At 29.4% G+C, this 26441-nt stretch carries 28 protein-coding genes and 2 pseudogenes; 3 read left to right on the top strand and 27 right to left on the bottom strand.

Features of this window, described 5'->3' with window-relative positions; translation table 11 throughout:
* Positions 1-17 precede the first annotated feature (17 nt).
* The 12 genes and pseudogenes from EYR00_RS05740 to EYR00_RS05705 form a co-directional block, all read right to left on the bottom strand.
* A complete protein-coding gene (locus EYR00_RS05740) occupies positions 18-2264 on the bottom strand; it encodes an ABC transporter permease (RefSeq protein ID WP_003537861.1) in 2247 nt (748 codons plus the stop codon).
* A gap of 12 nt (positions 2265-2276) precedes the next feature.
* The gene (locus tag EYR00_RS05735) at positions 2277-2975 is read right to left on the bottom strand and encodes an ABC transporter ATP-binding protein (protein ID WP_003537860.1); all 699 of its coding nucleotides are present in this window, start codon (positions 2973-2975) and stop codon (positions 2277-2279) included.
* 534 nt (positions 2976-3509) lie between these two features.
* Positions 3510-3716, bottom strand: a complete 207-nt coding sequence (locus EYR00_RS16065; protein ID WP_003537858.1) for a DUF6688 family protein — start codon at positions 3714-3716, stop codon at positions 3510-3512.
* On the bottom strand, positions 3704-3973 hold the full coding sequence (locus EYR00_RS16060; RefSeq protein ID WP_418896193.1) for a DUF6688 domain-containing protein: 270 nt from the start codon (positions 3971-3973) through the stop codon (positions 3704-3706). Before EYR00_RS16060 ends, EYR00_RS16065 begins: the two co-directional genes overlap by 13 nt.
* 280 nt (positions 3974-4253) lie before the next feature.
* Complete coding sequence (locus tag EYR00_RS05730) at positions 4254-5294, bottom strand: ribonucleotide-diphosphate reductase subunit beta (RefSeq protein WP_003537856.1); 1041 nt, start codon at positions 5292-5294, stop codon at positions 4254-4256.
* A gap of 9 nt (positions 5295-5303) precedes the next feature.
* The gene (locus EYR00_RS05725; protein ID WP_009300807.1) at positions 5304-7811 is read right to left on the bottom strand and encodes a ribonucleoside-diphosphate reductase subunit alpha; all 2508 of its coding nucleotides are present in this window, start codon (positions 7809-7811) and stop codon (positions 5304-5306) included.
* Between the two features lie 118 nt (positions 7812-7929).
* Positions 7930-8949 (bottom strand): annotated as a pseudogene (locus EYR00_RS05720) (choloylglycine hydrolase family protein).
* Positions 8950-9046: 97 nt separating this feature from the next.
* Entirely contained in the window at positions 9047-10495 is a 1449-nt protein-coding gene (locus EYR00_RS05715; RefSeq protein WP_003537849.1) for a glycoside hydrolase family 1 protein, read from the bottom strand.
* Positions 10496-10546: 51 nt separating this feature from the next.
* Entirely contained in the window at positions 10547-11347 is an 801-nt protein-coding gene (locus EYR00_RS05710; RefSeq protein WP_003537848.1) for a MurR/RpiR family transcriptional regulator, read from the bottom strand.
* A gap of 25 nt (positions 11348-11372) precedes the next feature.
* Positions 11373-11495 carry a hypothetical protein gene (locus EYR00_RS15820; RefSeq protein ID WP_003537847.1) on the bottom strand — a complete coding sequence of 41 codons (123 nt, stop codon included), beginning with the start codon at positions 11493-11495 and terminating at the stop codon, positions 11373-11375.
* A gap of 52 nt (positions 11496-11547) precedes the next feature.
* Positions 11548-11655, bottom strand: coding sequence for a GNAT family N-acetyltransferase (locus EYR00_RS15975; protein WP_233520939.1), 108 nt, complete (start codon positions 11653-11655; stop codon positions 11548-11550).
* A gap of 22 nt (positions 11656-11677) precedes the next feature.
* Positions 11678-11815, bottom strand: a complete 138-nt coding sequence (locus EYR00_RS05705) for a hypothetical protein (RefSeq protein WP_003537846.1) — start codon at positions 11813-11815, stop codon at positions 11678-11680.
* Positions 11816-12002: 187 nt separating this feature from the next.
* Here EYR00_RS05705 and EYR00_RS05700 point away from each other — a divergent pair, with 187 nt between their 5' ends.
* The 3 genes from EYR00_RS05700 to EYR00_RS05690 all read left to right on the top strand — a co-directional run bounded on the left by EYR00_RS05700 (position 12003) and on the right by EYR00_RS05690 (position 13865).
* Entirely contained in the window at positions 12003-12560 is a 558-nt protein-coding gene (locus EYR00_RS05700) for a TetR/AcrR family transcriptional regulator (RefSeq protein WP_003537845.1), read from the top strand.
* A 72-nt stretch (positions 12561-12632) separates the two neighbouring features.
* Complete coding sequence (locus tag EYR00_RS05695) at positions 12633-13472, top strand: DUF2871 domain-containing protein (protein WP_003537844.1); 840 nt, start codon at positions 12633-12635, stop codon at positions 13470-13472.
* A gap of 126 nt (positions 13473-13598) precedes the next feature.
* The gene (locus EYR00_RS05690) at positions 13599-13865 is read left to right on the top strand and encodes an HsmA family protein (protein ID WP_197923001.1); all 267 of its coding nucleotides are present in this window, start codon (positions 13599-13601) and stop codon (positions 13863-13865) included.
* Between the two features lie 529 nt (positions 13866-14394).
* Here EYR00_RS05690 and EYR00_RS05685 read toward each other — a convergent pair.
* From EYR00_RS05685 to gatB, 15 genes and pseudogenes are all read right to left on the bottom strand, one after another.
* Positions 14395-14583, bottom strand: a pseudogene (locus EYR00_RS05685) (DNA alkylation repair protein); the annotation flags it as partial.
* 247 nt (positions 14584-14830) lie between these two features.
* A complete protein-coding gene (locus EYR00_RS05680) occupies positions 14831-15256 on the bottom strand; it encodes a nucleotide triphosphate diphosphatase NUDT15 (protein WP_003537837.1) in 426 nt (141 codons plus the stop codon).
* A gap of 25 nt (positions 15257-15281) precedes the next feature.
* Complete coding sequence (locus tag EYR00_RS05675) at positions 15282-16463, bottom strand: AbiH family protein (RefSeq protein WP_040434334.1); 1182 nt, start codon at positions 16461-16463, stop codon at positions 15282-15284.
* A 475-nt stretch (positions 16464-16938) separates the two neighbouring features.
* On the bottom strand, positions 16939-17553 hold the full coding sequence (locus EYR00_RS05670) for a sugar O-acetyltransferase (protein ID WP_003537835.1): 615 nt from the start codon (positions 17551-17553) through the stop codon (positions 16939-16941).
* A 519-nt stretch (positions 17554-18072) separates the two neighbouring features.
* Positions 18073-18828: a class I SAM-dependent methyltransferase gene (locus EYR00_RS05665; RefSeq protein WP_003537834.1), complete on the bottom strand. Its 756-nt coding sequence runs from the start codon at positions 18826-18828 to the stop codon at positions 18073-18075.
* Between the two features lie 4 nt (positions 18829-18832).
* Positions 18833-18967 carry a hypothetical protein gene (locus EYR00_RS15815; protein ID WP_003537833.1) on the bottom strand — a complete coding sequence of 45 codons (135 nt, stop codon included), beginning with the start codon at positions 18965-18967 and terminating at the stop codon, positions 18833-18835.
* 292 nt (positions 18968-19259) lie between these two features.
* On the bottom strand, positions 19260-20189 hold the full coding sequence (locus EYR00_RS05660; protein WP_003537832.1) for an AEC family transporter: 930 nt from the start codon (positions 20187-20189) through the stop codon (positions 19260-19262).
* Between the two features lie 185 nt (positions 20190-20374).
* Positions 20375-20740 carry a hypothetical protein gene (locus tag EYR00_RS05655; RefSeq protein WP_003537829.1) on the bottom strand — a complete coding sequence of 122 codons (366 nt, stop codon included), beginning with the start codon at positions 20738-20740 and terminating at the stop codon, positions 20375-20377.
* A 275-nt stretch (positions 20741-21015) separates the two neighbouring features.
* Positions 21016-21549 carry a methylated-DNA--[protein]-cysteine S-methyltransferase gene (locus EYR00_RS05650; RefSeq protein WP_003537826.1) on the bottom strand — a complete coding sequence of 178 codons (534 nt, stop codon included), beginning with the start codon at positions 21547-21549 and terminating at the stop codon, positions 21016-21018.
* Positions 21550-21691: 142 nt separating this feature from the next.
* On the bottom strand, positions 21692-21868 hold the full coding sequence (locus tag EYR00_RS05645) for a hypothetical protein (protein WP_003537825.1): 177 nt from the start codon (positions 21866-21868) through the stop codon (positions 21692-21694).
* 117 nt (positions 21869-21985) lie between these two features.
* Entirely contained in the window at positions 21986-22252 is a 267-nt protein-coding gene (locus tag EYR00_RS16055; protein ID WP_197923002.1) for a methyltransferase family protein, read from the bottom strand.
* Complete coding sequence (locus tag EYR00_RS15545; protein ID WP_003537824.1) at positions 22218-22487, bottom strand: hypothetical protein; 270 nt, start codon at positions 22485-22487, stop codon at positions 22218-22220. Before EYR00_RS15545 ends, EYR00_RS16055 begins: the two co-directional genes overlap by 35 nt.
* A gap of 338 nt (positions 22488-22825) precedes the next feature.
* Entirely contained in the window at positions 22826-24172 is a 1347-nt protein-coding gene (gene rlmD / locus EYR00_RS05635) for a 23S rRNA (uracil(1939)-C(5))-methyltransferase RlmD (protein WP_003537822.1), read from the bottom strand.
* A 37-nt stretch (positions 24173-24209) separates the two neighbouring features.
* Positions 24210-24953, bottom strand: a complete 744-nt coding sequence (locus EYR00_RS05630) for a hypothetical protein (protein WP_008792951.1) — start codon at positions 24951-24953, stop codon at positions 24210-24212.
* Between the two features lie 49 nt (positions 24954-25002).
* The gene (gene gatB, locus EYR00_RS05625; protein WP_003537817.1) at positions 25003-26436 is read right to left on the bottom strand and encodes an Asp-tRNA(Asn)/Glu-tRNA(Gln) amidotransferase subunit GatB; all 1434 of its coding nucleotides are present in this window, start codon (positions 26434-26436) and stop codon (positions 25003-25005) included.
* Positions 26437-26441 lie beyond the last annotated feature (5 nt).

Genomic DNA, 26441 nt, shown 5'->3' with positions numbered 1-26441 from the left:
AACAGAATAACCTATAGTTATTCTGTTTCTTTTAAAGATTTCCCTAAATCAATTCTTTGAATTTGTTTATTCAATAGCCAATTAACAACAAAATAAGTAATTAAGCCAACAGTAAAAATCATTACATAGAGGTAGGTTGGAATATAGATTTCTATATATCCTGCAAATCTCATCATTGCTTGAATAAACAATATTTCTAAACCATATTTACAAATTGGTAAACTAATCAATAATGAAAATACTACTACCAAAGCTGTAGCTTTAAGATATATCTTAGCAATTTCTTGGCTGTTATAGCCTATCACTTTTAAAAACGACATATAATTAGTATTTCGATCTAATACTAGTTTTGTTAGAATATACATTACAACTAAATAAATAACTATCGCTATCCCACTCATAATCGGAATCATCTGTGAAAAGGTTTCCGTCATTTGATCGCCAATTTTCAGCATATCTGTCCTAGTAATCATCGTACTAAGATATTTTTTATCAATATTTAACTTCTGATCTGATAAATAACTATTATAATAATTCAGATCTTCTTCGAGTAAATTATTTAATGATTCACGTGACATATAAACACTTATATTAGTTCGGCTATTATAAATATCAAAAACCTTTAACTGATATTCTTGTTCAGTATATTGGTTTGTAAACGTTACTTTATCTCCTTTTTCTAAGCCAACTTTTTTAGCAAAATCGTAGGAAATAATAATTTGATCTTTTTCCTTTGGCAAATCAATATCCGCATAATATATAGAATTATCATCTAATCCATAGAATGAAACATCTAAGTCAATTTCCCCAGCAGCAAAATAGGTTTGTAATAATGTATATGTTATTTTTTCTCCAGCAGCTTCAACTGGTACCTTTAAAAGATATTGGTAGTTTGTTTTAATACTATTTTCCATATTTTCTAAATAACGTTCAATCGACGGGGTAATACAAAAACCAAAAGTTAAAAGAAAACTAGCAAAAATAATTCCAATCATTAAAACCAAATAACTTCCCTTATTTTGAAGAATCACTCTTTGACGATAGCGCTTAATAAACGACGTTTGCTTTAAATGAATATAATGACTTTTCTTATTTTCATGTAGATCTTGTCTTAAAAATTTTAATGGCGAAATATTTAATTTATGCCATAACATTAAATAATTGACTATCAAAATAACCAAAAAAGGAATCACAGTAGTATTAACAAATACACTAGGAATAAATTTTAACTGTAATGGTGGCAAGCAATAACTGTTATAGTACATATTAGAAAAAAATGAAGGCATTATTGTATATCCAATAACATTTCCCACTAGTCCACTTACAAAAACAATGATCATTACTAAAGTAAGATAATGGTGAATCAACTCTTGTTTTGTATAACCATTAGCTAGTAATGTGCCAATTGCAGTTGCTTGGTCTTCAATTATCGCCTGTGAAATTACAACAAAAATAAAGGCTAAAATAACCAAAATGATATAAAACAACATATTCATCATTGGGATATCACCACCCATATCATTAGGTAAAAATGATATTGCCTGGTTCATCTCTTGGGTCATCATTCCTGTTAAGCTACATCCACTATCAACTACGATATCTCTAATTTGATTTAATTGATCGTAATTTTCTTTACTACTTAAATCATCATTTGATTTATAACTATAAGTATAATTAATATTATTCTCTTTTAATAAAGCAAAATCTGACTCATCTACAATAGCAACTCCAAAATGGATAGGATCCATCATTAAATCACTATTATCCTTAATCAACGAACTATAGTCAGGTAGGCTTAAATATCCAACGATAGTTAACTTTATACCATTGACCTTAATTTGATCATTTATTTTATAACCATTTTTTATTGCAAAAAGCCGATCTAATGCTATTTCTTGATGCTTTTTTGGGAGTTTCCCTTGGTAAACTGTAACCAAATTAATATTTTCACGATCTTGATATATCCTTAATGTAGCACTATTTTTGATCTTTTGCTCGCTATAGAAATTTTCATAAAGTTTTACAGGCTCTTTTTCAATTTCTTTAATTACTTCTTTAGTCAATGGTTTTAAAACAGTAAACTGTCCATCCTCGACTAAACATTCATCTTGATTTTGTTTTAATAGATTATTAACACTATAAGCTACACTAAAAAAACCTGAAACAGTTGCAATCATAACTATCATGACCAAAGCAAGTGCTAGATAACGAGCTAAGTTATCAGTGAATTCTTTTTTTAAACTCTTATTTAATGGATTTTTCATGCTAACACCCTACTACCATTCTAACTCTTTAGCATTGATTCGTGATGTATTTAAATAGTTTGAAACAATTTGTCCATCTCGCAAACGCAGCACGCGATGTGCCATTTTAGCAATTGCATCATTATGAGTAACAATTAAAATAGTTGTTCCATAATCCTGATTAATCTGTTCTAATAATTCTAAAATATCTTTAGATGTATGATAATCTAAAGCTCCTGTCGGTTCATCACATAATAATAATTTAGGATTTTTTGCTAGAGCACGACCAATTGCAGTTCGTTGCTGCTGTCCTCCTGATAATTGATTAGGATACCTATTGCAATGTTCTTTTAATCCTAATTTATCTAATAGTGTTTCAACAGCTAGTGGTGTCTTACTCAAATATGCACCTGTTTCAATATTTTCTTTTACTGTTAAATTTGGGACTAGATGATAAAATTGGAAAACAAAGCCCAAAGTATCCCGCCGGTATAACCCTAATTTTGTTTTTGATAAAGATGCTAAATCAATTCCACCAACTATCACATTACCATAATCAATTATTTCGATACCTCCAATTAAATTTAATAATGTTGATTTACCAGAGCCTGAAGGTCCTAGCATAACACAGATTTCACCGCGTTCTATTGAACCATTGACCCCTTTTAAAACTTGAACCCGATTTTCATTTTCACCATAATATTTTTCTACATTTTCTAATTGCAAATACATATAAATCCCCCTATCTTTTAATTCAGATTTTTTTAATTTAATAACACGATAGCCAACTATCTCTATTAAAACCTAGACTGATTCCACACTTGCATCTTGTTTTGGTAGAAGTACAGCCAAATGCTGTTCTAAATAAATTTTCTTCTGATTAAACTCATTTTCAATTTGTTGCTGACAATCGGTACAACTCATCCCATTAATTTCCATCATCACACAATATGGATAATTCTCATTTTTCAATCTTACAAATTGATTTTTCGAATAGAATCATCCGATTCACCACACAACACCCTCTATAATCTTTTTAAAATAGGATTTAATGCTAAATATTTCAATTAAAACAATTATAATAGTTAGCCTAATCTAACCAACAATTATATCTTATCTCCTGGTGTTAGACTTGTCAAACAAATATATAATAAAAAAATAAACTATTACTAGCATAGTTATTATTTTTAGGCAAAGTTTAATATATCACATTGCAATACAGTTTTTAAGCTTACTGTCTACCAGATAGATAATCAGTAAAAAGTATCATAGAAGCTTCATTTTTAGATAAATTAAATCAGCAAGATATTTTGAATGAATATTTTTAGTAAAAGGATATCCATGAGTATTACAAAGATACCGAACTTTTTTATAAAGTTTTAGCATTTTTTCTTTAAAAACCTGTTCAAAAGTATTAGTGATACATAATTGATGATTAACAATAGCTTCATGTTCACGCCTTAATAATAGCATCGGAGCTTTGACAAAATAAAATTAAAATCATTAAAATAGCACCTATGCATCGCTGAAATACTAAAGACAGTAATTAAAGGTGGCTGTTTATTAAGGTGAATAGACTGTAAAATTATATAACCGATGATTCCTACTGATGCTATCATAATGATATTTAAGTACATGCTCGAGACAACTGGTGAAGACAAAGCTAAATTATCCAATGATACATCCACATTAATATTTGAAAATAAAATATATAGCGGTGTATAAAAAATTTCTCATCATTATCACAGGAAACAAAACACAAAAACGACTGAATTACAATAAGAATGAAGGAATAGACCATTCCATAGATTATAATATACTGCTATTACTATAGATATTAATAAATAGATCAGGCTAACAATAAATGCGATAAGCGAAGAAAATAATAACGGATTTTTTTATTCTATACATCAATATATCCTCCTCTAATAAACGTTTATGCATCAAATAGCTGAACAATAGATCAATCAAAAAAGCAAGGTAGTTTTCTATCTTGCTTTTCTAAATATTCTATAAATCATCTTCAATAGCACTAGACTTTGCATAAGCAGTAGATTTTGCTTCAAAAAAATCGGTCTTAATGTTATTTGCATTACTATAAATACTTACCCATTTCATTGCTTCAGGTTCTGTCTCAAATCCTTCATATAATGGTTCAAAATTCAATGAAAATGCTCTTAAATTACCGAGATAATGAATATAATCACTGACCATATCCATCGTTAGACCCTCAATTCGATTTCCCAAGACATATTGCCCCCAAGCAATTTCCTCTTCAACTCCACGTTTTAGCATATTACGATAAACCTCAATCTTTTCAGGGGTAAATAATGTCGGTTCTTCCTTTTGCAGCTCAATAATCATATTTCTAAATAACCATAAATGTGTATTTTCATCACGATTAATATAACGAATCTCTTGAGCTGATCCCGACATCTTACCCATTCGCCCTAAATTATAAAAGAACATAAATCCTGAATAAAAATAAATTCCTTCCAAAATATAATTAGCCATAATCGTTTTCATTAAATGAAAACTATCTTTATGTTCAAGAAATGCATTATACTGTTCACCAATAAATTCATTTCGCTTCAACAAATGTTCATCAAATTTCCATTGATATAAAATTTCATCTCGTTTAGTTGGTGAACAAATTGAATCAAGCATATAGCTATAACTTTGTGAATGGACCGCTTCTTGAAATGCTTGAATGGTTAAACAAAGATTAATTTCATTTGCTGTAATATACTCACCAATATTAGGAAGATTGGCTGTCTGTAAAGAATCTAAGAAAACTAAAAATGAAAGAATCTTATCATATGCGGTTCGTTCTGCCTCACTTAACAAACGATAATCTCTAATATCTTGAGTCAAATTTATTTCTTCTGGAATCCAAAAATTATTCATCGCCTGACGGTACCAATCACTGACCCACTGATATTTCATATTATTAAAATCATTAAGATTTGTTGTATTTCCATTTATCATTCGACGTTTTCTTACATCAATATCACCTTTAGCATTAAATAATGCTTTTTGTTTAAGTTCCATTATTACCTCCTATGAACTGCATGATTCACATTCTTCAACTTCTAAAGACTGGCTTCTAACATAATATAATGTTTTAACACCATACTCCCAAGCTTTAATATACAAATTAAGCAACTTTCTAAAAGTAAACTCATTTGTCATATATAAATTAACTGATTGTGACTGGTCGAGATGACGCTGCCTAATTCCCGCTGCTTTAACAATCCACTCTTGATCAATATAATGCGCATTTTTATATAACCAAAAAGTTTCAGAATCTAAGTCGGGAGCAACTCTAGTAATCATACTTCCCTTTTTCTCTTCCATAAAATACTTTTTCATGATAGGATCAACCGCTGCTGTTGTTCCAGCAATAATTGAAGTTGAACTGGTTGGGGCAATCGCTAAAAGATATCCATTTCTTAAACCATTTTCTTTGATTTTAGCTTGAAGATTTTGCCATGCTTTACTTTGATAGCGACGTTTTATAAAGTATGCACCTGTTTCAAAATCACTACCATTAAACAATGAGTAACTTCCTTTTTCTTTAGCTAAATCACATGAAGCTTCCAACGCAAAGTAATTAATCTTTTCATAAAGCTGCTCAATAAACTGTAAATGCTCATCACTTTCAAATGACATTTTCAATTTTACCAGCATATGATGATAACCACTTGTTCCTAATCCAATCGCACGATATTTTTGATTAGTTATTTTGGCAAAAGGAATTGGATAATAATTTAAATCAATTACATTGTCCAAAGCCCTAATTACAACACTGATAACGTGTCTCAATTCATCATCATTTAAGACATCAAGATGACCTAATGTTAATGAAGCTAAATTACAAACTACAAAATCACCTGGTTTTGTTTTTTCAACAATAATAGTTTCACCATTAACCTCAATTTCCTCAGACGGTAAGATCTCCATCGCTTGCATATTTTGAGCAATTTCTGTGCAAAGATTACTGCAATATATCATTCCCTGATGAGGATTAGGATTAAAATTATTAACATGATCGCGATTAAATGTGAAAGGAGTTCCTGTTTCAACTAGTGATTTAATAATTAAACGAACAATTTCTTTAACTGTCATAACGCGTTTAGGAATTCGGTCATCTTCAACGCACTCATAATATTTCCTTTCCCACTCTTCACCATAACAATCCTCTAAATAATAACCTTTAACTTCATGTATCTCGTGTGGACACATCATGTACCATGAAGCTTCCAAATCATTTTTAGCTAATTTCCAAAATAAATCTGGATAACAAACCGCAGGAAAAATATCATGTGCTTTCATTCGATCATCGCCATTATTTGTTCTAATTTGTAAAAATTCGGGTAGATCTTTATGCCATGCATCCAAATATACTGCTGCTGCTCCCTGCCGAACTCCTAATTGATCTACTGCTGTTGCAGTATCATTTACAAGTTTAAGCCATCGAATCACACCTCCTGCTGCTCCTTTGAAACCTCTGATACTACTTCCATTAGCACGTACTTTTCCAAAATACAGTCCCATTCCACCACCGTTTTTTGAAACTTTAGCAAAATTATCTATACTTTTATATATTCCTGCTAATGAATCATCGACAGTATCAATAAAACATGAACTCATTTGATGAAATGGCTTTCTCGCATTAGACATAGTTGGTGTTGCCATCGTCACTTTTAAAGTACTTAAAATATCATAAATCTCTTTTGCCCACTTAACTCTATTTGATTCATTCATGGCCAAATGCATAGCAATTGACATAAACATTTCCTGTGGTTTTTCAATAATTTCGCGGTCATGATTTTGAATCAAGTATCTTTTAACAATCAATTCAAGACCACTATATGTAAATAATTCATTTCGCGATTCGCTAATATACTGTCCTAACATGTCTATTTCATCTTTTGAATAGCTTTCAAGAATATATTGTCCATAATAACCTTGTTGTGCTAAATAGTTAATCCGCTCATAAAAAGTATATCTACCAGCGGTATTCATTTTTTGGTCAACCTGTTGATTTACATCATAAGTTAAAAATCGAGCTGAAATCATCTCCCATTTAGGTGCTTCTTTACTAATTAATTCCACACTCGCTTTCATCAACATTTTCAACGCTTCAAAATGACTCATACCCTCTTTATAAAATGTTTTAAATTTCACTAATAATAATTGCAATGAATATTCTTCTTGAGGATAGTCTTTGTGAATCTTCAATAGAACCTTTTTTAGATTTTGATCTCCCAATAAGGCAAGCAGTTCATCAATTATCAATCGCTGCTCCGTATGCTTTTGACGATATAAAATATAAGCTTTTGCTACTTGAAGATATCCATGTTTCATCAATGTTTCTTCAACCAAATCTTGAATTGCTTCAACAGACATATCAGCTATAATATGTTTTTCAATATCTGCAATCATCTTTTTTAATTCATCATCTTTTATTGTTTCAGATAAACTGCAAAAAGCTTTTTTTATTGCTGTTTCTATTTTGTTGTTATCATAGTCTTGAAAAAGACCATTTCTTTTTTGTATCAACATTTTTTTCACATCCTTAGAATGCCATTCTAGCATAGTCATTCGATTATCTTCAACGAATATGCTTAAGCATATTTTATTCTTTCACAATAATCATAAATATAAACAAAAAAAGATGTATCTAACAACACATCCTTTTATAAAAAATACTTCTAGTTTTAAATTCAATCGTTTGATTTAACGGTCCTAATGAAAGCATTTTCATATCTTTTTCATCATATTGAGGAAATTCAACTCTTGTTATCTGATTATTCCAATATGTTTTAAAATAATATTCTCGAGTTGCTAAGTTAATAAACATCGTATATTGAGTATAATCAGAAGTTTGATTTGCTGTAATGACGACCCCTTTAGGAATACTGACCGTTTCCATGATCCGAAAACAAGTTATCACAGCTTGATGACGATCAATTGGAATATCTGTATATGTTTTTTGAAATGCTGCTCTAATAAAACGTGATGGTGGTGTATAATCCCCTGGTAAGCCTAATGTTCCTGCACCTTGTCCAAATGGAGTAAGTTTTATATTGTTCCATATTGCTTCTTGAAATTGATATGGCGATAAATTGTAATAATTTCATAAATTAGTCATATGCCAAGAAAAATCTGGACTATTTGCAAGAACACCAATAGGATTATTAATCGCATGTAGACCATCTATTGTTTTTTCAATCACCATACAATTGTTATTTGCACCGCTTATTATCCAATGAAGAGGAGCTGCTATATGTGTAATACTATCTTCTACACCAATAATTTTGATGACTTTTATTAATTCTTGAGCTTCTTTTACTGAAGCACATTGACTTAATAAAAAATAAACTAGTTCAAAAGCAGCGATCGGGATAATTGATGTATTATCTTTTTTTAGCCCATCATATTGAGCAAACCCAGAAAAATATAATGCCGCAACTGCAAATCCATGGTCATTAACACCATCACTTAAAGCAACAGGAGAGACATCTTGCCCGATACCAAGAATATTGTACTTATTTTCAATATCATGAGTATTTAGAACATTGCGCCACTGGTATTTTGCAGGAATATAATAAAGTTCAGGATTTAATTCAAATGAAAAATCCATTGTTCGACCAAAATAAATATCTCCATTATCTGAATATATCTTTATTGCTGTACACATCTATGATTCCTCCTAATCATTCCTCCTTTAAATATATTAACCTAAATTATAAATAGACCCGATTAAAATTTAAAAAAAGGGAATTTTATTTCCCTCCTTATATCTTTTCTCCATTTGTTGCAATAACTTCTTTCATCCAATCAAAACTTTTCTTTTTATATCGATTATATGTTCCGCTACCATCATCATTTTTATCTACATAAACAAAACCATAACGTTTTTTCATTTCCCCGGTACTAAGTGAAACAAGATCAATAGCCCCCCACATCGTATAACCAATACAATCTACATGATCAATATTAATGGCATCTTTCATGTTTTTAAAATGATCTTTTAAATATCGGATCCGATAATCATCTATAACTGTATCATTTTCAAAATGATCGATTTCACCCATTCCGTTTTCAACAATCATAATTGGTTTTTTATAACGATCATAAAGTTCATTCATAACATAGCGCAATCCAACAGGATCAATTGGCCAACCCCAAGGGGTTGCTTCTAAATAGGGATTTAGATCCATTGCTAATCCGATAATATTTAATTTAGTGTTAGCATTAACGGTTGTTGTTCTATAGTAGCTAAAAGTAATAAAATCTAGTGGATATTCTTTTAGTAAATCATCATCACCTGGCTCCTTAACCAGTACGACCCCTTCTTTTTCAAATAATGCTTGTGCATAATATGGATATCCGCCAGTTACCATAGTGTCTGCATAAAAATATGATAATCTTCTAGTATTCATATGTGCCATCATGTCCTCAGGCTTGCAAGTTAATGGATATAAACCACTCATTGCATACATTGTTCCTACCATGCACCCTGGCATCATTTCATGAGCCATTTTTGTTGCCAATGAACTAGCAACAAAAACATGATGCATCGCTTGATAATGCGTTTGACTATCAATTTTATGAGTTCCCATTTGAGCATAACCCTTTACAACATTAAGCTCATTAAATGTCAACCAATATTTTACTTTCCCTTTAAAACGTTCAAATAATGTTTTACATAATTTTAAGTAGCAATTAATTGTATGGCGTGATGACCATCCATCATAATGATCAGCTAAATATGCAGGAATTTCATCATGACAAATTGTAATTAAAGGCTCTATGTGATACTTTAATAATTCATCAATAACATTCTCATAAAACTTCAAACCTAACTCATTTCCTTCAGCCTCTTCGCCTGTCGGAAAAATTCTTGTCCAGCAAATACTAAAACGATAAACATTAAATCCCATTTCTGCCATTAAAGCGATATCTTCTTTATAACGATGATAAAAATCAACTCCATCATGACTTGGATAATAACGCTCAGGATCAATATATCCAGTTGCTCCTTCAGGAATTTCAGCCTTTAATGGTGACGAACCAAGCGTTCCATCTTTACACTTATAAGTTACCTGACGTAACGTATCAACATTACCATCTGTTACAAAATCTGCTGTAATCAAGCCGCGATTACCTTCACCAAATCCACCCTCATATTGAAAATCAGCACTAGCTCCACCCCATAAAAAATTATCTGGAAATCTACTCATACTTTGTTCCTCCTTTGATACTACTATTATAACGGAGTTTTTTATATAAACTTAAAAGTTCGCATTTTGGAAACTTCTATATTCAGCAACAATCAAGTCATTAATCAAAGGATAGATATAACTATGTGTTTGTAATTTAGATAAATGCTGATAGACAAGACAAATATCAACATCGGGATGATTTACCATCATTTCGTTTGCAGTAATTAAAATAACCTTTTTATTTTTATAGTCGTATTTTTTCTTTTCATCAAATGATGATAACTGATACTTATTTAAATAGTTACCAGAATTAGAATAAATGATCACAACACCTTGTTCACTATTATTTTTTAAGTATTCGTCTTGTTTAACATCATTTACATAACTCATAATAAATTTATGATTATAGGCCAGTTTATACTGCAAATCTAACGCTCCCAATTGTGAAAAAAGTGTTCCAAATGCCGTGACTTTTGGATATTGATAAATTATTTGAGCAATTTTTCTAATCACTGTCATATCAATATTTTTGATTATTTCAATATCCTGAATAACTTTGTCAATATAGGTATTTGCGTCTTGATTAGCAATATATTGTTGGATATTGGCAACATAATTATAATCACTGTTAAAACGATTTTCCTTAAAATATGCTTCTGCCTTAAAATCGGAATAATCTTCAAAATTTAATGATCGTACAAACTTACTAATAGTTGATTTTGATACATGACATAAATTTGCAACATCATTAATACTAAGATTTTGCAAATTATCAAAATTCAAAAGCATTGTATAAGCAATACTATAAAAAGTACTATCTTCACTATATTCATTTATTACATCAATAAGCCTAACCAATAATATTCCCATTAACCTATCTCACTTTCTTTGCTTATTAGAATACTAATTTCATATAAATTACGTCATCCGTTGGATTATCATAATGTGGTTCAATTTTTTTAAAAACATATTTTTTATATAACGAAATCGCCCTTTTTAACGGTTTGATTGTATCCAAAACCATCTCCTTGAGCAGTTTCAATAATTGCTTCAATTAATTTTTGACCTTGTCACTGATTACGAAAATCTGGTTTTACATATAGACGTTTCATTTCACAGCATTGATTACGATGGTGACAATAAGCAATACAGCCAACAGCTTTACCATCAGTCGACAACCGCTAAAATACGCCCATGAGACTATAGATATCTTCTTTTTAAATCTTCTAATTCAGCATCTATGTTTTGAAAAGAGAAATCTCGATTCAATGAATTTGTATACTCAATGATCAATTCTTTTATTTCCGCAAGATATTTTTCTCCATCAACAATCAACATTATTTTTCACCTCAAATATAATTTATTTTGATACTATCATTCTAACATAAAATAGTAATCAGCCAAACTCTAGATTCATTTAAAATAATTGATAAAAAAGCAAAGTCATTATGTTTGACTATTATAAAAATAAGGCGTATTATTCAACATGAACATGGTTCATATAAAATTATAAGGAGGAAATATTTTGAATTTACCATCAACATCAAAAGAAGAAATAATTTCTATCTGTCAACGTTTAGCTAAAGAAAAAGGTCTATCTTCAATTAATATGCGTTCTGTTGCAATTGAATGTAGTGTTTCAGTAGGCGCAATATATAACTATTTTCCATCAAAATCAGAACTCTTATGTTCGACTATCGAAAGTATTTGGAAAGATATTTTTCACATGTCTAGTGAACAATTTAGTTTTACGAATTTCATTGAATGTTTGACTTGGTTATTTGAAAGTATTCAAGAAGGCAGCCAAGAATATCCTGAATTTCTTTCAAAACATGCAATGTCTTTAGCTGCTGAAGATAAAGTCGTTGGACAAAAAATGATGAAAAAATATTTTTTCCATTTAAAACAAAATTTATTAATTGTATTAAAAAAAGATCAAAAAATAAGAAAAGATGCTTTTAATCAAAAATTAGATCAAACTTTATTCATTGAGTATATTTTTGAACTTTTCATTTTTTCAATCGTTAATCCACAACAAAACTACCAAGGTATTATTGAGTTAGTTGAACGATATTTATACTAGCCCACTTATTACGAAGTGGGAATACTTATAATTCAAAGTGAACAGTGTTCAGATTAATTATGGAGGTTTATTATGAAAGTAAAAAAGTATAATTTATTATTAATAGCTTCAATCGTGTGGCTTATTGCTGGTTTCAATATTTTAAAAATTGGAATTGAAACATATGTTGGATATACAAAGTTATTAAATTTCTTTCTCTCAATCATTGTTTTTATTATTTTTTGGTTTGCTATATTTTACAAATTAACTAAAAAACATACCCATAGAATTCATAGCTATGAAATAGAAAAACAATTCTTTTTAAATTTCTTTGATCTTAAATCATTTATTATTATGGCATTTATGATAATTTTTGGTATAACAATTCGAACATTTAATTTATTACCGGATAGATTTATCGCTATTTTCTATACTGGTTTAGGAGCTGCGCTATTTTTGGCCGGTATCATCTTTGGTTTAAATTACTATAAATCATTAAATAAGACTTTAGATTATTCTCCTAAATCTTTAATAAATATTGCTATTATATATTTTATTTTAGCAATGGCTGGGGGTGTTTTTTATCGTGAATTTACAAAATTTTATGCTTATTCAATGCCTACCGTATTAAGTGTAATTCATCCTCATTTATTAATTTTAGGAACATTACTGTTTATCATCCTAGCTGTAATTGCAAAAGTGACAAATATACAAAATAATCGACTATTTAAAAAATTTGTAATCATTTATAATTTTTCTTTACCTTTTATGATCCTCACTATGCTAATTCGTGGGATTCTACAAATAACTAATACGGCTATAAATAGTTTGATAGATAAGATGCTTTCTGGTTTTGCAGGACTTTCACATATTACTATGATGATTGCATTACTAATATTATTAATTTCTTTAAAAAAAGAATTTACAGATTAAGGAGAAATACATTTATATGTCAATATTACTTATTATGGCAATTATTTTCATGACGCTAGCACTGGTTTTTTATACAATCGGTGTTTTTGCTGAAAAAAGAGTGGCAGTTTACTAAAATGGCATGCTTTGATATTTTGGCTTGGCTTTATTTGTGATACATCAGGAACGAATATTATGGGACAAATATCAGGGCACAATTTTAATTTTAATCTCCACGTCATTACTGGATCAATTGCTTTACTTTTAATGGCTTTTCATGCAGTTTGGGCAACAGTAATACTAATTAAAAAAAATGATCGTGCTAAAAAAACTTTTCATAAATTTAGTATTATCGTTTGGTCAATATGGTTGATTCCTTATATAATTGGTATTTATATTGGAATGAAGGGTTAAAAGAAGAGAGACTGTCATGTTTCCCCTCTTTTAACTTATATATAAAAATACAAGCATTCCTAAATATTCAAAAATCATTTTCCATCAATAATAGTTAAAAAAGTAACACTACCCAATAATCAATGGAGGTAATATTCTTTTAAAACTGTATTTCTAATATCAATTCTTCCAATAGCATAATTAGCTATTTTTTATTCCTTAAGCTTTATAAATTGATACAACAATGTAGCCATTGCGAGTCCAACTCCAATTAATAGTATTTCAATAAATAATGTCTTGCCTTTTTCCTTTTCCTCGGTATATATTAAAGGATATGTCCTTCCTACAACTACAAAATTTTCTATATAAAATAACAGACTCATATGCGTCTCAATCTTTAAGATTTGTCAGACTCTCAGAATAAACAGTCTATTAACAAATCATACCTACAGGCGAAATACTCTTTCATAAAATATATTCTTATAATAACTTTGTATATTATCAATTATATCCATCTTAAATATCAAAAAAATACATGCAACACTATAAATTATAAATATTTACTAGCTTCTTTAATACTTAGCTTATTCATTAGAGTACGATATTTAATAATAAAGTTTATTACCCATACCAAATTAGTTCTAGAATAATTTCTTAAACTCCAGCCAATTGCTTTATTAATAAAAAACTCATCACTTCCAAAACTATTAACAATTTTTTGCTCCAGCAAGTTTGTATTTGTCTTATCTTTGCGCTAGGGTGAGGGAATTCCATAAAATGTAAATAAATCTCTCATATATTTTGACGTTTTATCTGCTTTTTTAATATCTTGTTGTTTTTCAAATAACTTCTTTTATCATTGTATATTTATTCATAATATTTCCTTTAATAGTATAAACACGTGTTAACCACATTGTTAATAATGTATTTAGTCTATTCTTCAACGCCAATGATTTCAAAAATATCGTTCTTATAATAAGATTTATCTAGGTGATACTTCTATCTAAATATGCTTCAATAAATTTTTTTGAAGGGGAATAAATATTATTAGGCAGCTTTTCTATTTCAAACCAGCACCACTCATCTTGTTTATCTGGTTCCATAGCTTTTAAATCTCCATCGTAATTTTTAGCAATAATATGTATCGTTACATAGTGCTTATTTAATTGAATATCATCGACTACATTAAAAACTTCTATCTGTGAGATATTTAAATTAGTTTCTTCTTTAACTTCTCTAATTGCTCCTTCAAAAATAGTTTCATGATACTCTTGTTTTCCACCTGGTAGACACCATGTGTCCGGTTCATAGATGCCACCAGTATCAACCCCATCTTTTATCCGATGTCCTAAAAGAATCTGATTATTCTTGATTAACAAAACACCTATTCCCACTTTAATGATTTTCTCCATATTATTTCCTCATTTCTAATTGGATTTATCTAACTGTACTCTTAAGCTTCTCATGACGAGTTTGATACATTGTATTTTTAAGTTTTTTAATTATTTCAAAATCATCAGATTTATAAAAAGTGATTTTTTCTTCATTAGTGAATTGAATAAGTTCATCTTTTCCTAAAATCTTTGCTAAATTAACAACTAATGCATTCAAGGCTTTTTGATTATAATAAAAGATAATTACTTTTGCTTTTTTACAATGAATCAGTTTTCTAATTACATCTCCATCTACAATATCTAAGGAATGACCAAAAAAATAGATATAAAATTGTTCATTGTCATTTAACCATTTAGTGTAGTTATTACCTGTTTTTTTAACAATCCTTTGATAATACTTTTGAAATTCAAGATAATCATACTTATCATTATCGGTGACATTTTTAATTTCTGAGCCAATTCCAAAAACCATATTATTTTCTTCTTTTATCCTATCTTTAGCAGCAAATCCATGAATATAATGAACTGTATTTGTTTCTTTTTTATACATTCTTGTGTACGTATCAGTATAATTAAAAGAAATGAGTTTAGTTACTGGTAAATATTTAAATAATTCAATTTTCTTGGTTTTAGTATTTAAAAATCGTGTTAAATATATTTCTAATAACCATGTTAATTCTTCCAATTCTCGATATAAATGTTTCTTTGTGAGTTCTATCTGATGCTGAAAATCGGTATTATTTCCACGTTCTTCTGTTACAATCTTAAATAATTCAATTAAATTACTAGAATATCGTGAAGCGAGCATAGTTTCTTCTCGAGTATGCCAGTTAAGATTATTTGAAATATATGATAATATCTCTATTTGTTTAGCAATGACATATTCAAGATCTGACCACTTATCCCCAATCATACTTTTATTTTTTAAGACATATGTAAGCCAATAATTTTCTTTACATGCTTTGATAAATTGAGAAGTTTCAGATGTTGGAGTTAAGTTTGAAAAATATTTTATTGCTTTGGCAGAAACCGACTTTTCTTTAAAAACCTTATCTAATTTTTCTTTTAATATATCATTATATTCATTTTGATATATGAATTGATTATCCTTAAATCCTTGATAAACCGTTGCAATAGTCTTACAAAAATTTATAAAATCTTCGTAACGAGTATTAAAACCATGTGCAATATCAAAGCCGTTACCAATTACTAATATATTCTCCATCACCATACTCCCCCTTATCAATCAAAATTTTAATTTACTAATTATTATCTAACTATTTTTTACTGTCAACTATTAAATAAACCTTTATAAACAGATAGACTCAGTGCTAGGCATTTTCACCTTTAACAATGATAAGATAATAAAAAAATTGCAATAAAAATAAAATAAATATCTTCTTATTTTGAATTCTTTTGTTCTATCATTAATATTAATTTGATTAGGCATATTGATTTAGAGTCATTGAACAAGGGCTAACTTTCCAATGCTTAAGCAGTAACCACGTTTTCAAATTGTGTATAAAGTTCTGGTAGTGCTTCTAAATCCTCATTCTTTGCTTCTTTAAGCATCTTACTATCTTCTTGGATTGGATCACAATAATATTACATTATACTTTTATATTATAGCTTAAACCTAAAGCTATTACTAATATTATTAGTAATACGTATTTAATCCATAAATAAAAAAATCAAAAATATTAAACACTTTTGATTTTTCTTTCCTTATAATAATAAATTTTATCATGATCATTTATTTCCCGTTTAATTGTGCATGGTTGCCCATAAGCAACAACATTTTTAGGAATATCTTTTGTTACAATACTTCCAGCACCAATAACACTATTATCACCAATTGTAATACCTGGTAAAATAATTGTTCCAGCACCAATCCATACATTTTCACCAATATAAACTGGAAGATTGAATTGATATGCTTCTTTTCTTAATTCCGGTAAAATTGGGTGAGTTCCAGTAATAATTGTAACATTTGGACCCATCATAGTATAATCACCAACATAAATCTCAACATCATCTACTAAAGTTAGATTGAAATTGGCATATACTCCTTTACCAAAATGTACATACTTCCCACCCCAATTAGCATGAAATGGTGGTTCAATATGACATCCATCACCAATCACTGCAAACATTTCTTTTAGCAATCCCTTACGTTTTTGTTTTTCTGAAGGCCTTGTTACATTATAATCATATAATTTTTCTACACACTGTAGTTGTTCTTTTAGAATTTCCGCATCATTTGAACGATAAAGTTCACCCTCATTCATTCGTTTTCTTTCATCATTAAAGCCCATGGTTTAACTCCCTTACATTTATATCTCAAATTTTAAATCCAATTATATTATAATATAGCTTTAATCAATGTAATAGTATCTAATGTTTGATAATGCTATCAAAATGTTAACTATAAATAATTTGTTCAGTGATTTAATCACTATTTCTTATCAATAATATTTTCTTTCCCCTTATTCATCGTTTCAGAAGAAAAGAATGTACCATCAAGCTTAACGATATCTGAATCTTTTTATATTCCTAAAAAAGAATAGCCACTTCCAAAATCATCCATAGAGTAGTTGAATCCAGCCTAATGAATTTTCTCAATAATTTTACTAAAAACTTCTAGTTAGGCAAAGACCATTGTTTCAGTCAATTCTAATTCAAGATATTTAGTTGGGAATCTATGGTACATGGCCATCTCTTCCTTCCTATTACCGCCTAAATTAAGAAAGCGCTTTTATGACTATATAATCATATATGCCCCTTTAACTAATGGTAAAGCTATAAAAGTATTTCTCATTGACATTGAACTACATTTATTTTAATCTTCCTATATAAACAACCGTCTTATTCTCCATTACTAACTGTCCGTTATTGCTATATTTATCAAATACATTTTCTAAGGCAGCAATGTATTCAAAATAATTCTGATCAGTTTTTTTTAAAGAATATGAACCTGAGATACAGCGCTTAATAAAACCCTTCTGGTCAAAAAATAAAGGATTTGGAAACTCCATACGCTTATAGTGCATATCAAAAAATTCCTTTATTCTTTCATCATCGCGTTTAATCCCACCATTAAACCCAACAAAGTTTTGGCAATACTGTTTATAAATTTGAAAGCACTCTTGATTCAATGGTGACTCCATTTCTCGTACATTCCAAACCAATGCTACCCGCCCTTCTAATTTTAAGATTCTCTTACATTCTCTTTTAAACTCATGAACATTGAACCAATGAAATGCCTGAGCAGATGTAATAAAATCAACAGAACTAGTATCTAACGTAGTATTACCAGCAGTTCCATTGATAGCATGCAATTTATTATATTTATTTAATTTATTGACTAATTCATTTCTCATATCTTTATTAGGTTCGACACAAAAAACCTTACTACCTTGTCCTAATAACAGCTTTGAAAATTTACCAGTTCCAGCACCTATATCTGCGATTATGGATGTTGATTTAAAACCATAGTCAGTATATAACTTTTCTATTAATATAGTCGGGTACTCCGGTCTACCATCCTCATAAAGATTTGCTAGGCCATCGAATTTTATTGTACTATCCATATTATTAATACTCCTTTGTTGATAAGTCTTTTTTATCAGTTATTAATCTTGTTGCTTCTTCAATACTTTGCATTCCACCACAACCTCTCGTAATAACACCAGATAAAGCCATGTCATCTTTAATAAGTTCTTCTTGCACCTTTTTAGTTAAATTAACAATTTCTTGAGCCCGTTACTAGACAATTTTCTTTCATCTGTTAAATAAATGCTGTGATTGTTGCTCTTAAATAGTTTTACACCTAATTCTTCTTCCAACTGCATCAACCACCATAGCAATATCAGCTAAATTGAATATATAATTTAGACGCTTTAGTCATATTTTCTTCTCTTACGGCTACTAAAAATATGTTAAAATCAAATAACCATAAACTATCTCCAATAATAATATATTTTCATTATGCCATATCAAAAATTTATTAACAATACTAACATTAAGCAATAAACACAACGATCAAAGCATAAACTACTAAAGTGATTATCATATTCAAAGAAATGATTGCCGAAGCAAAACCGCAATCATCATTACTTTTATATAAAGGGGAAATCTGCATTGGAATAGCAAAACCAGTAGGACTCATAAAATAAATCAAAACTGCAATCATAAAAACCTTATCAATCATAAGCCCTGGAAAGAAGATAAAGAAACCAATAATCACTAGAATATAAAAAATAATTCTAGCAACTAACAATTTTAACACTGCTCCCAATATTTCCATATTGATATTCAAATCATACCCAATGATAAATAAAATTACGCCTACAATCGGTGCTGTTACTTGGGTGATTGTATTACTGTATATTCCTAAATATGAACTGTTTGATAAAAAATTATATGTACCTAATAAATTAAGTCCTAACCCCAAAATAACTGCAATTACAAATGAATTAGTTAGAATTGTTTTAATAAGTTCCCTAATCCTTGTTTCACCAGCACCCGCTCTTGCAACCATAATTGGAATAATTACAAAAGCCATAAAAACACCTGCTAAATCAAATATTACAGTATTACTTGAAGCCCCTACAATTGATAGATACAAGGGCAAAGCTACATTACCACCTTCACATGTCGTTAACAAGTAAGGTGAAATATGAGCAAATTTTTCCCCAGTAAAATTTATTATAAATCTTCCAATAAACAAAATAACACAATATGCAATAAACACATATAAAACAATAAAAATAGCTGAAGTCTCTAGCTTAGAAGTAAAAAGGATATTAAAAATCATTATTGGAAATAAAATATTAAATACTATTTTATTTGCTCCATCTTTTTGACTTGGTGTAATAAAACCTCTTATTCTTGAAAAAGTTCCTATTCCAATCATAAATATAACAGGAAATATTGTTGTTACTGCTCTCATTTAAACTCCTCCTCTAATATTTTCTTGCATTTAATTTAACATCATATTTTATTTACTTAAATACATTAAAGTCTATTTAGAAGAGGTTTTACAAATCAATCCTTAAAAAAGAATATTTTTGTAAAAAGGATTTACATTTTAAATAAAAATATTGTTCCTAAAGGAACAATATTTTCATAAACCTATTATTTTTCATTAAATAATTCAGACTTCTTTTCAAGAATTTGAGCAACAACTAAACAAGCCGGACAATCGCAATATTTAGCCCCGTTAGCTTTAATTTCTTTAGCATGGCTTTCAATATTTTTAGCATTTTCTTCACCAAAATAAGCTTTACCATTGTCAGAACCAGCAAACCTAATTAAATTATCAATTGGCATAATATCTTCTTCTAATTCAGCGATATATTTCTTAGTCTCAGCCATTTCGCTTTCTGTTCCAATCGCATTTAACCATGCTTGGGCAGCTTCCTTTGTTTCATTACTGCAAGTTGGAGCAACAATCAATTCACGTGTCTTTTCAGCAATATAATTTAATACTTCTTTGTTCATAAACTACATTCCTTCTTTCCTATAATATTTAAATATATTATACTATATTCATTTATTTGTTACAATTTATTGCATAAATTATATATTTCTTACATGGTAACTCAAGGTTATTATATTCAAATCTAAAAAATACAATCAAAATTAATAAAACAGTAATCTCCAATCCCTATATTGGTACCCTTGACTATAATAAAATGGAGATTTTATAACTTCATCTTTAATAAGATTCACAAAATCATTCATAATAAATGCCTCCATTTTTAAGTTTAATTAACTTATAATGCTGTCCCTTTTTTAGGAGTAAACAGCGCTCCCATATCCGCTCCTTCTAATTGAAGCAGTGCAATCTTTTTTTCAAGACCACCAGCATAACCAGTTAAGTTTCCGTTACTTCCAACGACTCGATGACAAGGAATAATGATTGAGATCGGATTGTGTCCAACTGCACCGCCAACAGCCTGTGCTGACATTGTTTTTAAACCTTTTTGCTTTGCTAAAACGGCTGAAATGTCGCCATAGCTGAGGGTTTGTCCATATGGTATTTCTAGCAATATTTGCCATACAGCAAGACGAAATTCACTTGCTTGAAGAGCCAAAAGAGGAATAAAATCTGGCTTTTGACCATTAAAATATAAGTTAAGCCATTCCTTTGTTTGTTTAAATACTGGTAACTCTACGTTCTTATATTCTTTTGATAAATTAGCGCCAAAATATTTTTGACCATCAAACCATAGACCTGTTAATGCTTCACCATTACTAGCTAATGTTATTGCTCCTAACGGTGAAGTATATTTAGATATGTATTGCATATTTCCTCCTTATAAATAATAATTGTTAAATATTAAATGTTTATTAGTAATATTTATTATAGCACAGATAATAAAATTATTTTAAGTTTATTTTCCATAACAAAAAATGGCTAATCACTAAGATATAGCCAAATTAAATATTTTATTGAATAATTTTAATATCTTCTTTAAGAAGATCATAACGCAATCCTTTTAAAATTAACATATAATACTTATCATTTATACTTTCAAATATAGTGTTCTTACTAATTTCTAGTTGATCGCCAACTTTAAATTCTAATAATCCTAATTTATAAGACATTTTAAACTCTATTTTCATTTTCGCACCTCTATACTGGAACTCAGTATACCATTAATATTACTTCAAAACAACAATAAGACATCATAAGTATGCTACTAATATTTATTATTGTTCTTTTTATAATTCTTTATTTAACTATATATATCTTCTTACTTGATTCATATATTGTTCATAAGCAATTCCAAACTTGCTGATACACCATTGCTCCTCTGAAAGAATAACCCAATGTATAGAGATTTGAAATAGTAATAAAATTATAAATAAGATTATTGATTGTGTTAATAATACGGTTCTTAAAAAGAAAATAAAATATGACATATACATTGGATTTCGAGAGAAACGGTAAATCTCGTTAGTATTTAAGCCATCATTTCTTGGAGAAAAAATCTTTAACCAAAACAATGCACATTCCCAATCCTAACAAATAAACCAGTAGACCTAAACAAAACTGCCAAGATAAATCAATTATTACTGATAAGAAAAAATATATAAAGATTCCGATATTGGCCATCTGATAAATTACATAAGCTATTTTCTCATTGCCTTGCAGTGGAGCAAAATATCCAGCCCGTTTGATTGCACCTTCGTTAATAAATGCTATTAATAAAAAAGGAATAAGTAAAATAAATGCATTCATTTTGTTTCCCCTATTTCTAATCTAACTACCCCTATAATTGGAAACATGATCATCATTACCTCTTAGAGCAACCATATGTACAAGTGTATTTATCACCAATTTCTTCACCATTACAGCAATAATGTTCTGCTTTATTCCCACGTAAAAACTGTTACTTCAATTGTAAATTCATATTCTTCATTATACCATTTTTTCACAATCAGTCGCCCGCTTTTATTAGGTTATCTAATTTTACTATAATTATAGATTTAGAACAATTGAAATCAATTTACTCGTCATAAATTATAAAAAAACAGACTTCTTTTAGGAAATCTGTTTAGTAATTATTTTTATCATGGCTATTTTGACAAACGAACTATATTTTCTATATGTGTTGTGTGAGGAAACATATCAACAGGCTGACAGACATCAGCATGATACCCAAATTCTTGAAGATACTTGATATCACGTGCTTGAGTAGCTACATCACAAGAAATATAAATTATTTTCTTGGGTTCTGCTTGAATCAAATTATCCAAAAATTCTGTTGAACACCCCTTACGTGGTGGATCAACAAAGACAACATCTAAATGCTGATCTTGATTAACTAGTTCTAGCATATATTTACCAGCATCACTACATTTAAATTCAGCATTACTAATATTATTTAAAACTGCATTATTTTTTGCATCATCAATTGCCGTTTCAACGATTTCAACACCATACACTTTTTTTACGTATTTGGCTACTGATAATGTAATTGTTCCAATTCCACAATATGCGTCTAAAACTATGTCTTCTTTAGATAAACCAGCAAATTCAATTGCTTTTGAATACAATTTCTCTACTTGGATTGGATTAACTTGATAAAAAGATTTTAAAGAAATTTTATATTTATTACCTAATAAAGTATCATAAATATATCCATTACCAAACAAAATGACTTCTTGTTCACCTAAAATTACATTATCAGTGCGATGATTAATATTTTGAATAACTGTTTTAATCATTGGAAATTCTTTTGTAATTATTTCCACTAATTTATCTATATCTTTAATTTTATTACGATAACTAATTAGTACTAACATTACTTCGTCTGTATGATAACCGTGTTTAGTCAAAATATGCTTAATATTACCTTGATGAGCTAACTTATCATATGGGTAAATTTTAAACTCTTCCATTAATTCTTTAACTCGATTAGTTATCTGATTTGATAATTCATTTTGAATATAACAGTTTTCACATGGGATGATTTCATTAGACTTTTGTTTATAGAAACCAGTTACTAAATGATTTCCTTTAACTCCAACTGGCATTTGAACTTTATTGCGATAATGCCACGGTTTTTCCATCATAATACAATCATTTACCGCCACTTTACAATTCCCGATTCTTTCTAAACAATCTTTGACCCGTTTTGTTTTATAAATCATCTGTCCTTGAGGATTAAGATGTTGTAACTGACAGCCTCCGCATGGTCTAAAGACAGAGCATTTGGGATCAATACGATATTTTGAAGTAACTTCTAATTCAATTAAACGTGCAATTCCGTAATTCTTTAATACCTTTATTACTTTTAGCCGTCCTCTTTCACCCGTAAGCATACCTTTTACAAAGTATGTAAAGTTATCAATCTTAACAACTCCTTGACCATCGTGAGTTAAATCTGTGCATTCACCATAAAAATAATCATTTTTTTTCATTTAGTCCTCCTCATAAATAAAGACGAGCCATGCTCGTCTATTGATTAGCGTTCGTATTAGCCGCACGATCAGTTGCAGCTTGATCAACTACATTAGCTCCAGTAAAAGTAATATCATCACTATTTGGATGTTTAGTACCAAATATAGGGAAATTAGTATCACCATTGCTCGTTAGAACAAACTCTACGTTGTATTGTCCACGGCCATTAGCAGTAGTAAATAAATTACTATATGCTCTACCTTCTTCCTTATTTTCACCTAAAGTATCATCTAATGTGTGTAAGGCGTTTGTTGCCAGTTGTTTAGCAGTATCTGAAGAAGTATTATCAACAAAATTCATACTAATTTTAACAATTCGACAATCTACTTCAATATTGATACTATTAACGCTTGGGTCTGCTTTGATTGCATCTTCAACTCCTGTAAATTTACTTTTGTCAATTGCAATTAAAGAAGCACAACGATCACCATAAACTGGTCCATCATTTCCTCCAGCAACAAATACATAGATGACGAACACAATAATTATTGATAGAAAAGCAATTAATGCAATTTGCCATTTCTTAATTTTAAACTTGCGTTTCTTCTTGTTTTTCATTGATTTATCTCCCCCGTTATCAGTAGGATAAGCTTTGGCATCTAAACCATCTTCATCAGCAAAGACATTGTCGTTTGAAGGTTTATCATTATTAGTTATTGATGAATTTTTAAGATCATCTTTTGATAGATCAATTGTATCATCTACTTCATCATCAAAACTAAATCTTTTTCTTTGAGACATATTTATATCCTCCTTCAACCATTGTACCAAATATAGAATTATTTGTACATTATGAAATTCTTTGTTTCAATAGTTCAATTAGTAATTTACTTGTAAGACCAGGATTAGCTTGACCACCGGTTTTTTTCATAATTTGTCCAACTAAGAATCCCACAGCTCGATCTTTACCATTGCTATAATCTTCAATTGATTGAGGATTATTATCAAGAACTTCATTAATAATTTTAGTTAATTCTTCCGGTGAAGAAATTTGTTTCATATTATTTTCTTCAATAATAATTTCTGGATCTTTACCTTCATTCATCAAGATTTCAAACACTTTCTTTCCTTGTTTACTTGAGATTGTTCCATCTTGAATATAATTGATCATTTTTGCTAAATACTCAGGAGTTATATTAGTATCTGTAATAATCAAATTATTTTTATTTAAATATGCTTGTACCTCGCCTAATAACCAGTTAGATGCAATTTTATAATGCTTAGTATAAGCAACTGTCGCATCAAAGAAATCCGAAACTTCTTTAGTTTGAACAAGTATCAATGCATCAGTTTTAGGAATTTTGTATTCATTTATGTATCGAGCTACTCGTGATTCTGGCATCTCTGGAATTCTTTCAATAATTCCTTCAACCCATTGATGATTCAATCGAATAGGTAAAATATTTGGTTCTGGGTAATATTTGTAATCTACTGCATCACCTTTAGCTCTCATTACTACAGTTTCTTTACTATCTTCATCATAACGGCGTGTTTCTTGGAGTACCTCACCACCACTAATTAAGACTTTCTCTTGTCGAGCAACTTCAAATTCAATTGCTTTTTGTACATTTGAAATTGAATTTAAATTTTTAATTTCTGTTCTTGTACCAAATTTTTCACTACCATATGGTCGAATTGATACATTGACATCGCATCTCATTGAGCCTTCTTCCATTTTAGCATCACTAACTTCTGTAAATAAGAAAATTTGTCTTAATCTTTCTAAATAGGCAGCTGCTGCCGCACCACTGCGGATCGTCGGTTTAGTAACAATTTCAATTAACGGAATACCAGCTCGGTTATAATCAATCAATGAATAATCGTCAAAGTGTAATTGTTTTGCAGTATCTTCTTCCATATGTAATCTTTCAATTTCAATTACTTGTGTTTGACCATTTACCTCAATCTTCATTGTTCCATTTCGCCCAATTGGGAAACGATCTTGCGTAATTTGGAATCCTTTTGGTAAATCTGAATAGTAATAATTTTTACGATCAAATTGTACCAGTTCATCTATTTCCATATTTAAAGCATTACATACCCGTATCGCAAATTCAACACCAGATTTATTTAGTACCGGCATTGCCCCTGTCATCCCCATATCGACGATATTGGCATTTGTATTTGGTGCCTCACCAAATGTTACTGGGGCCCCAGAAAACATTTTCGATTTTGTTTTAAGTTCACAATGAACTTCTAATCCAATAACAGTTTCAAAATTCATTCTCT

The organism is Thomasclavelia ramosa DSM 1402 (assembly GCF_014131695.1).
GTDB classification, from domain to species: domain Bacteria; phylum Bacillota_I; class Bacilli_A; order Erysipelotrichales; family Coprobacillaceae; genus Thomasclavelia; species Thomasclavelia ramosa.
The sequence above is the reverse complement of the archived record's forward strand: the minus strand, read 5'-3'. Positions and strand labels throughout refer to the sequence as shown.

Coding starts and splice junctions, on each gene's coding strand:
- EYR00_RS05740 (WP_003537861.1), bottom strand. CDS start 2,264: ATGAAAAATCCATTAAATAAGAGTTTAAAAAAAGAATTCACTGATAAC.
- EYR00_RS05735 (WP_003537860.1), bottom strand. CDS start 2,975: ATGTATTTGCAATTAGAAAATGTAGAAAAATATTATGGTGAAAATGAA.
- EYR00_RS16065 (WP_003537858.1), bottom strand. CDS start 3,716: ATGCTATTATTAAGGCGTGAACATGAAGCTATTGTTAATCATCAATTA.
- EYR00_RS05730 (WP_003537856.1), bottom strand. CDS start 5,294: ATGGAACTTAAACAAAAAGCATTATTTAATGCTAAAGGTGATATTGAT.
- EYR00_RS05725 (WP_009300807.1), bottom strand. CDS start 7,811: ATGTTGATACAAAAAAGAAATGGTCTTTTTCAAGACTATGATAACAAC.
- EYR00_RS05715 (WP_003537849.1), bottom strand. CDS start 10,495: ATGAGTAGATTTCCAGATAATTTTTTATGGGGTGGAGCTAGTGCTGAT.
- EYR00_RS05710 (WP_003537848.1), bottom strand. CDS start 11,347: ATGGGAATATTATTGGTTAGGCTTATTGATGTAATAAATGAATATAGT.
- EYR00_RS05705 (WP_003537846.1), bottom strand. CDS start 11,815: ATGTTGATTGTTGATGGAGAAAAATATCTTGCGGAAATAAAAGAATTG.
- EYR00_RS05695 (WP_003537844.1), top strand. CDS start 12,633: ATGAAAGTAAAAAAGTATAATTTATTATTAATAGCTTCAATCGTGTGG.
- EYR00_RS05680 (WP_003537837.1), bottom strand. CDS start 15,256: ATGGAGAAAATCATTAAAGTGGGAATAGGTGTTTTGTTAATCAAGAAT.
- EYR00_RS05675 (WP_040434334.1), bottom strand. CDS start 16,463: ATGGAGAATATATTAGTAATTGGTAACGGCTTTGATATTGCACATGGT.
- EYR00_RS05670 (WP_003537835.1), bottom strand. CDS start 17,553: ATGGGCTTTAATGATGAAAGAAAACGAATGAATGAGGGTGAACTTTAT.
- EYR00_RS05665 (WP_003537834.1), bottom strand. CDS start 18,828: ATGGATAGTACAATAAAATTCGATGGCCTAGCAAATCTTTATGAGGAT.
- EYR00_RS05660 (WP_003537832.1), bottom strand. CDS start 20,189: ATGAGAGCAGTAACAACAATATTTCCTGTTATATTTATGATTGGAATA.
- EYR00_RS05655 (WP_003537829.1), bottom strand. CDS start 20,740: ATGAACAAAGAAGTATTAAATTATATTGCTGAAAAGACACGTGAATTG.
- EYR00_RS05650 (WP_003537826.1), bottom strand. CDS start 21,549: ATGCAATACATATCTAAATATACTTCACCGTTAGGAGCAATAACATTA.
- EYR00_RS05645 (WP_003537825.1), bottom strand. CDS start 21,868: ATGAAAATAGAGTTTAAAATGTCTTATAAATTAGGATTATTAGAATTT.
- EYR00_RS15545 (WP_003537824.1), bottom strand. CDS start 22,487: ATGAATGCATTTATTTTACTTATTCCTTTTTTATTAATAGCATTTATT.
- rlmD (WP_003537822.1), bottom strand. CDS start 24,172: ATGAAAAAAAATGATTATTTTTATGGTGAATGCACAGATTTAACTCAC.
- EYR00_RS05630 (WP_008792951.1), bottom strand. CDS start 24,953: ATGTCTCAAAGAAAAAGATTTAGTTTTGATGATGAAGTAGATGATACA.
- gatB (WP_003537817.1), bottom strand. CDS start 26,436: ATGAATTTTGAAACTGTTATTGGATTAGAAGTTCATTGTGAACTTAAA.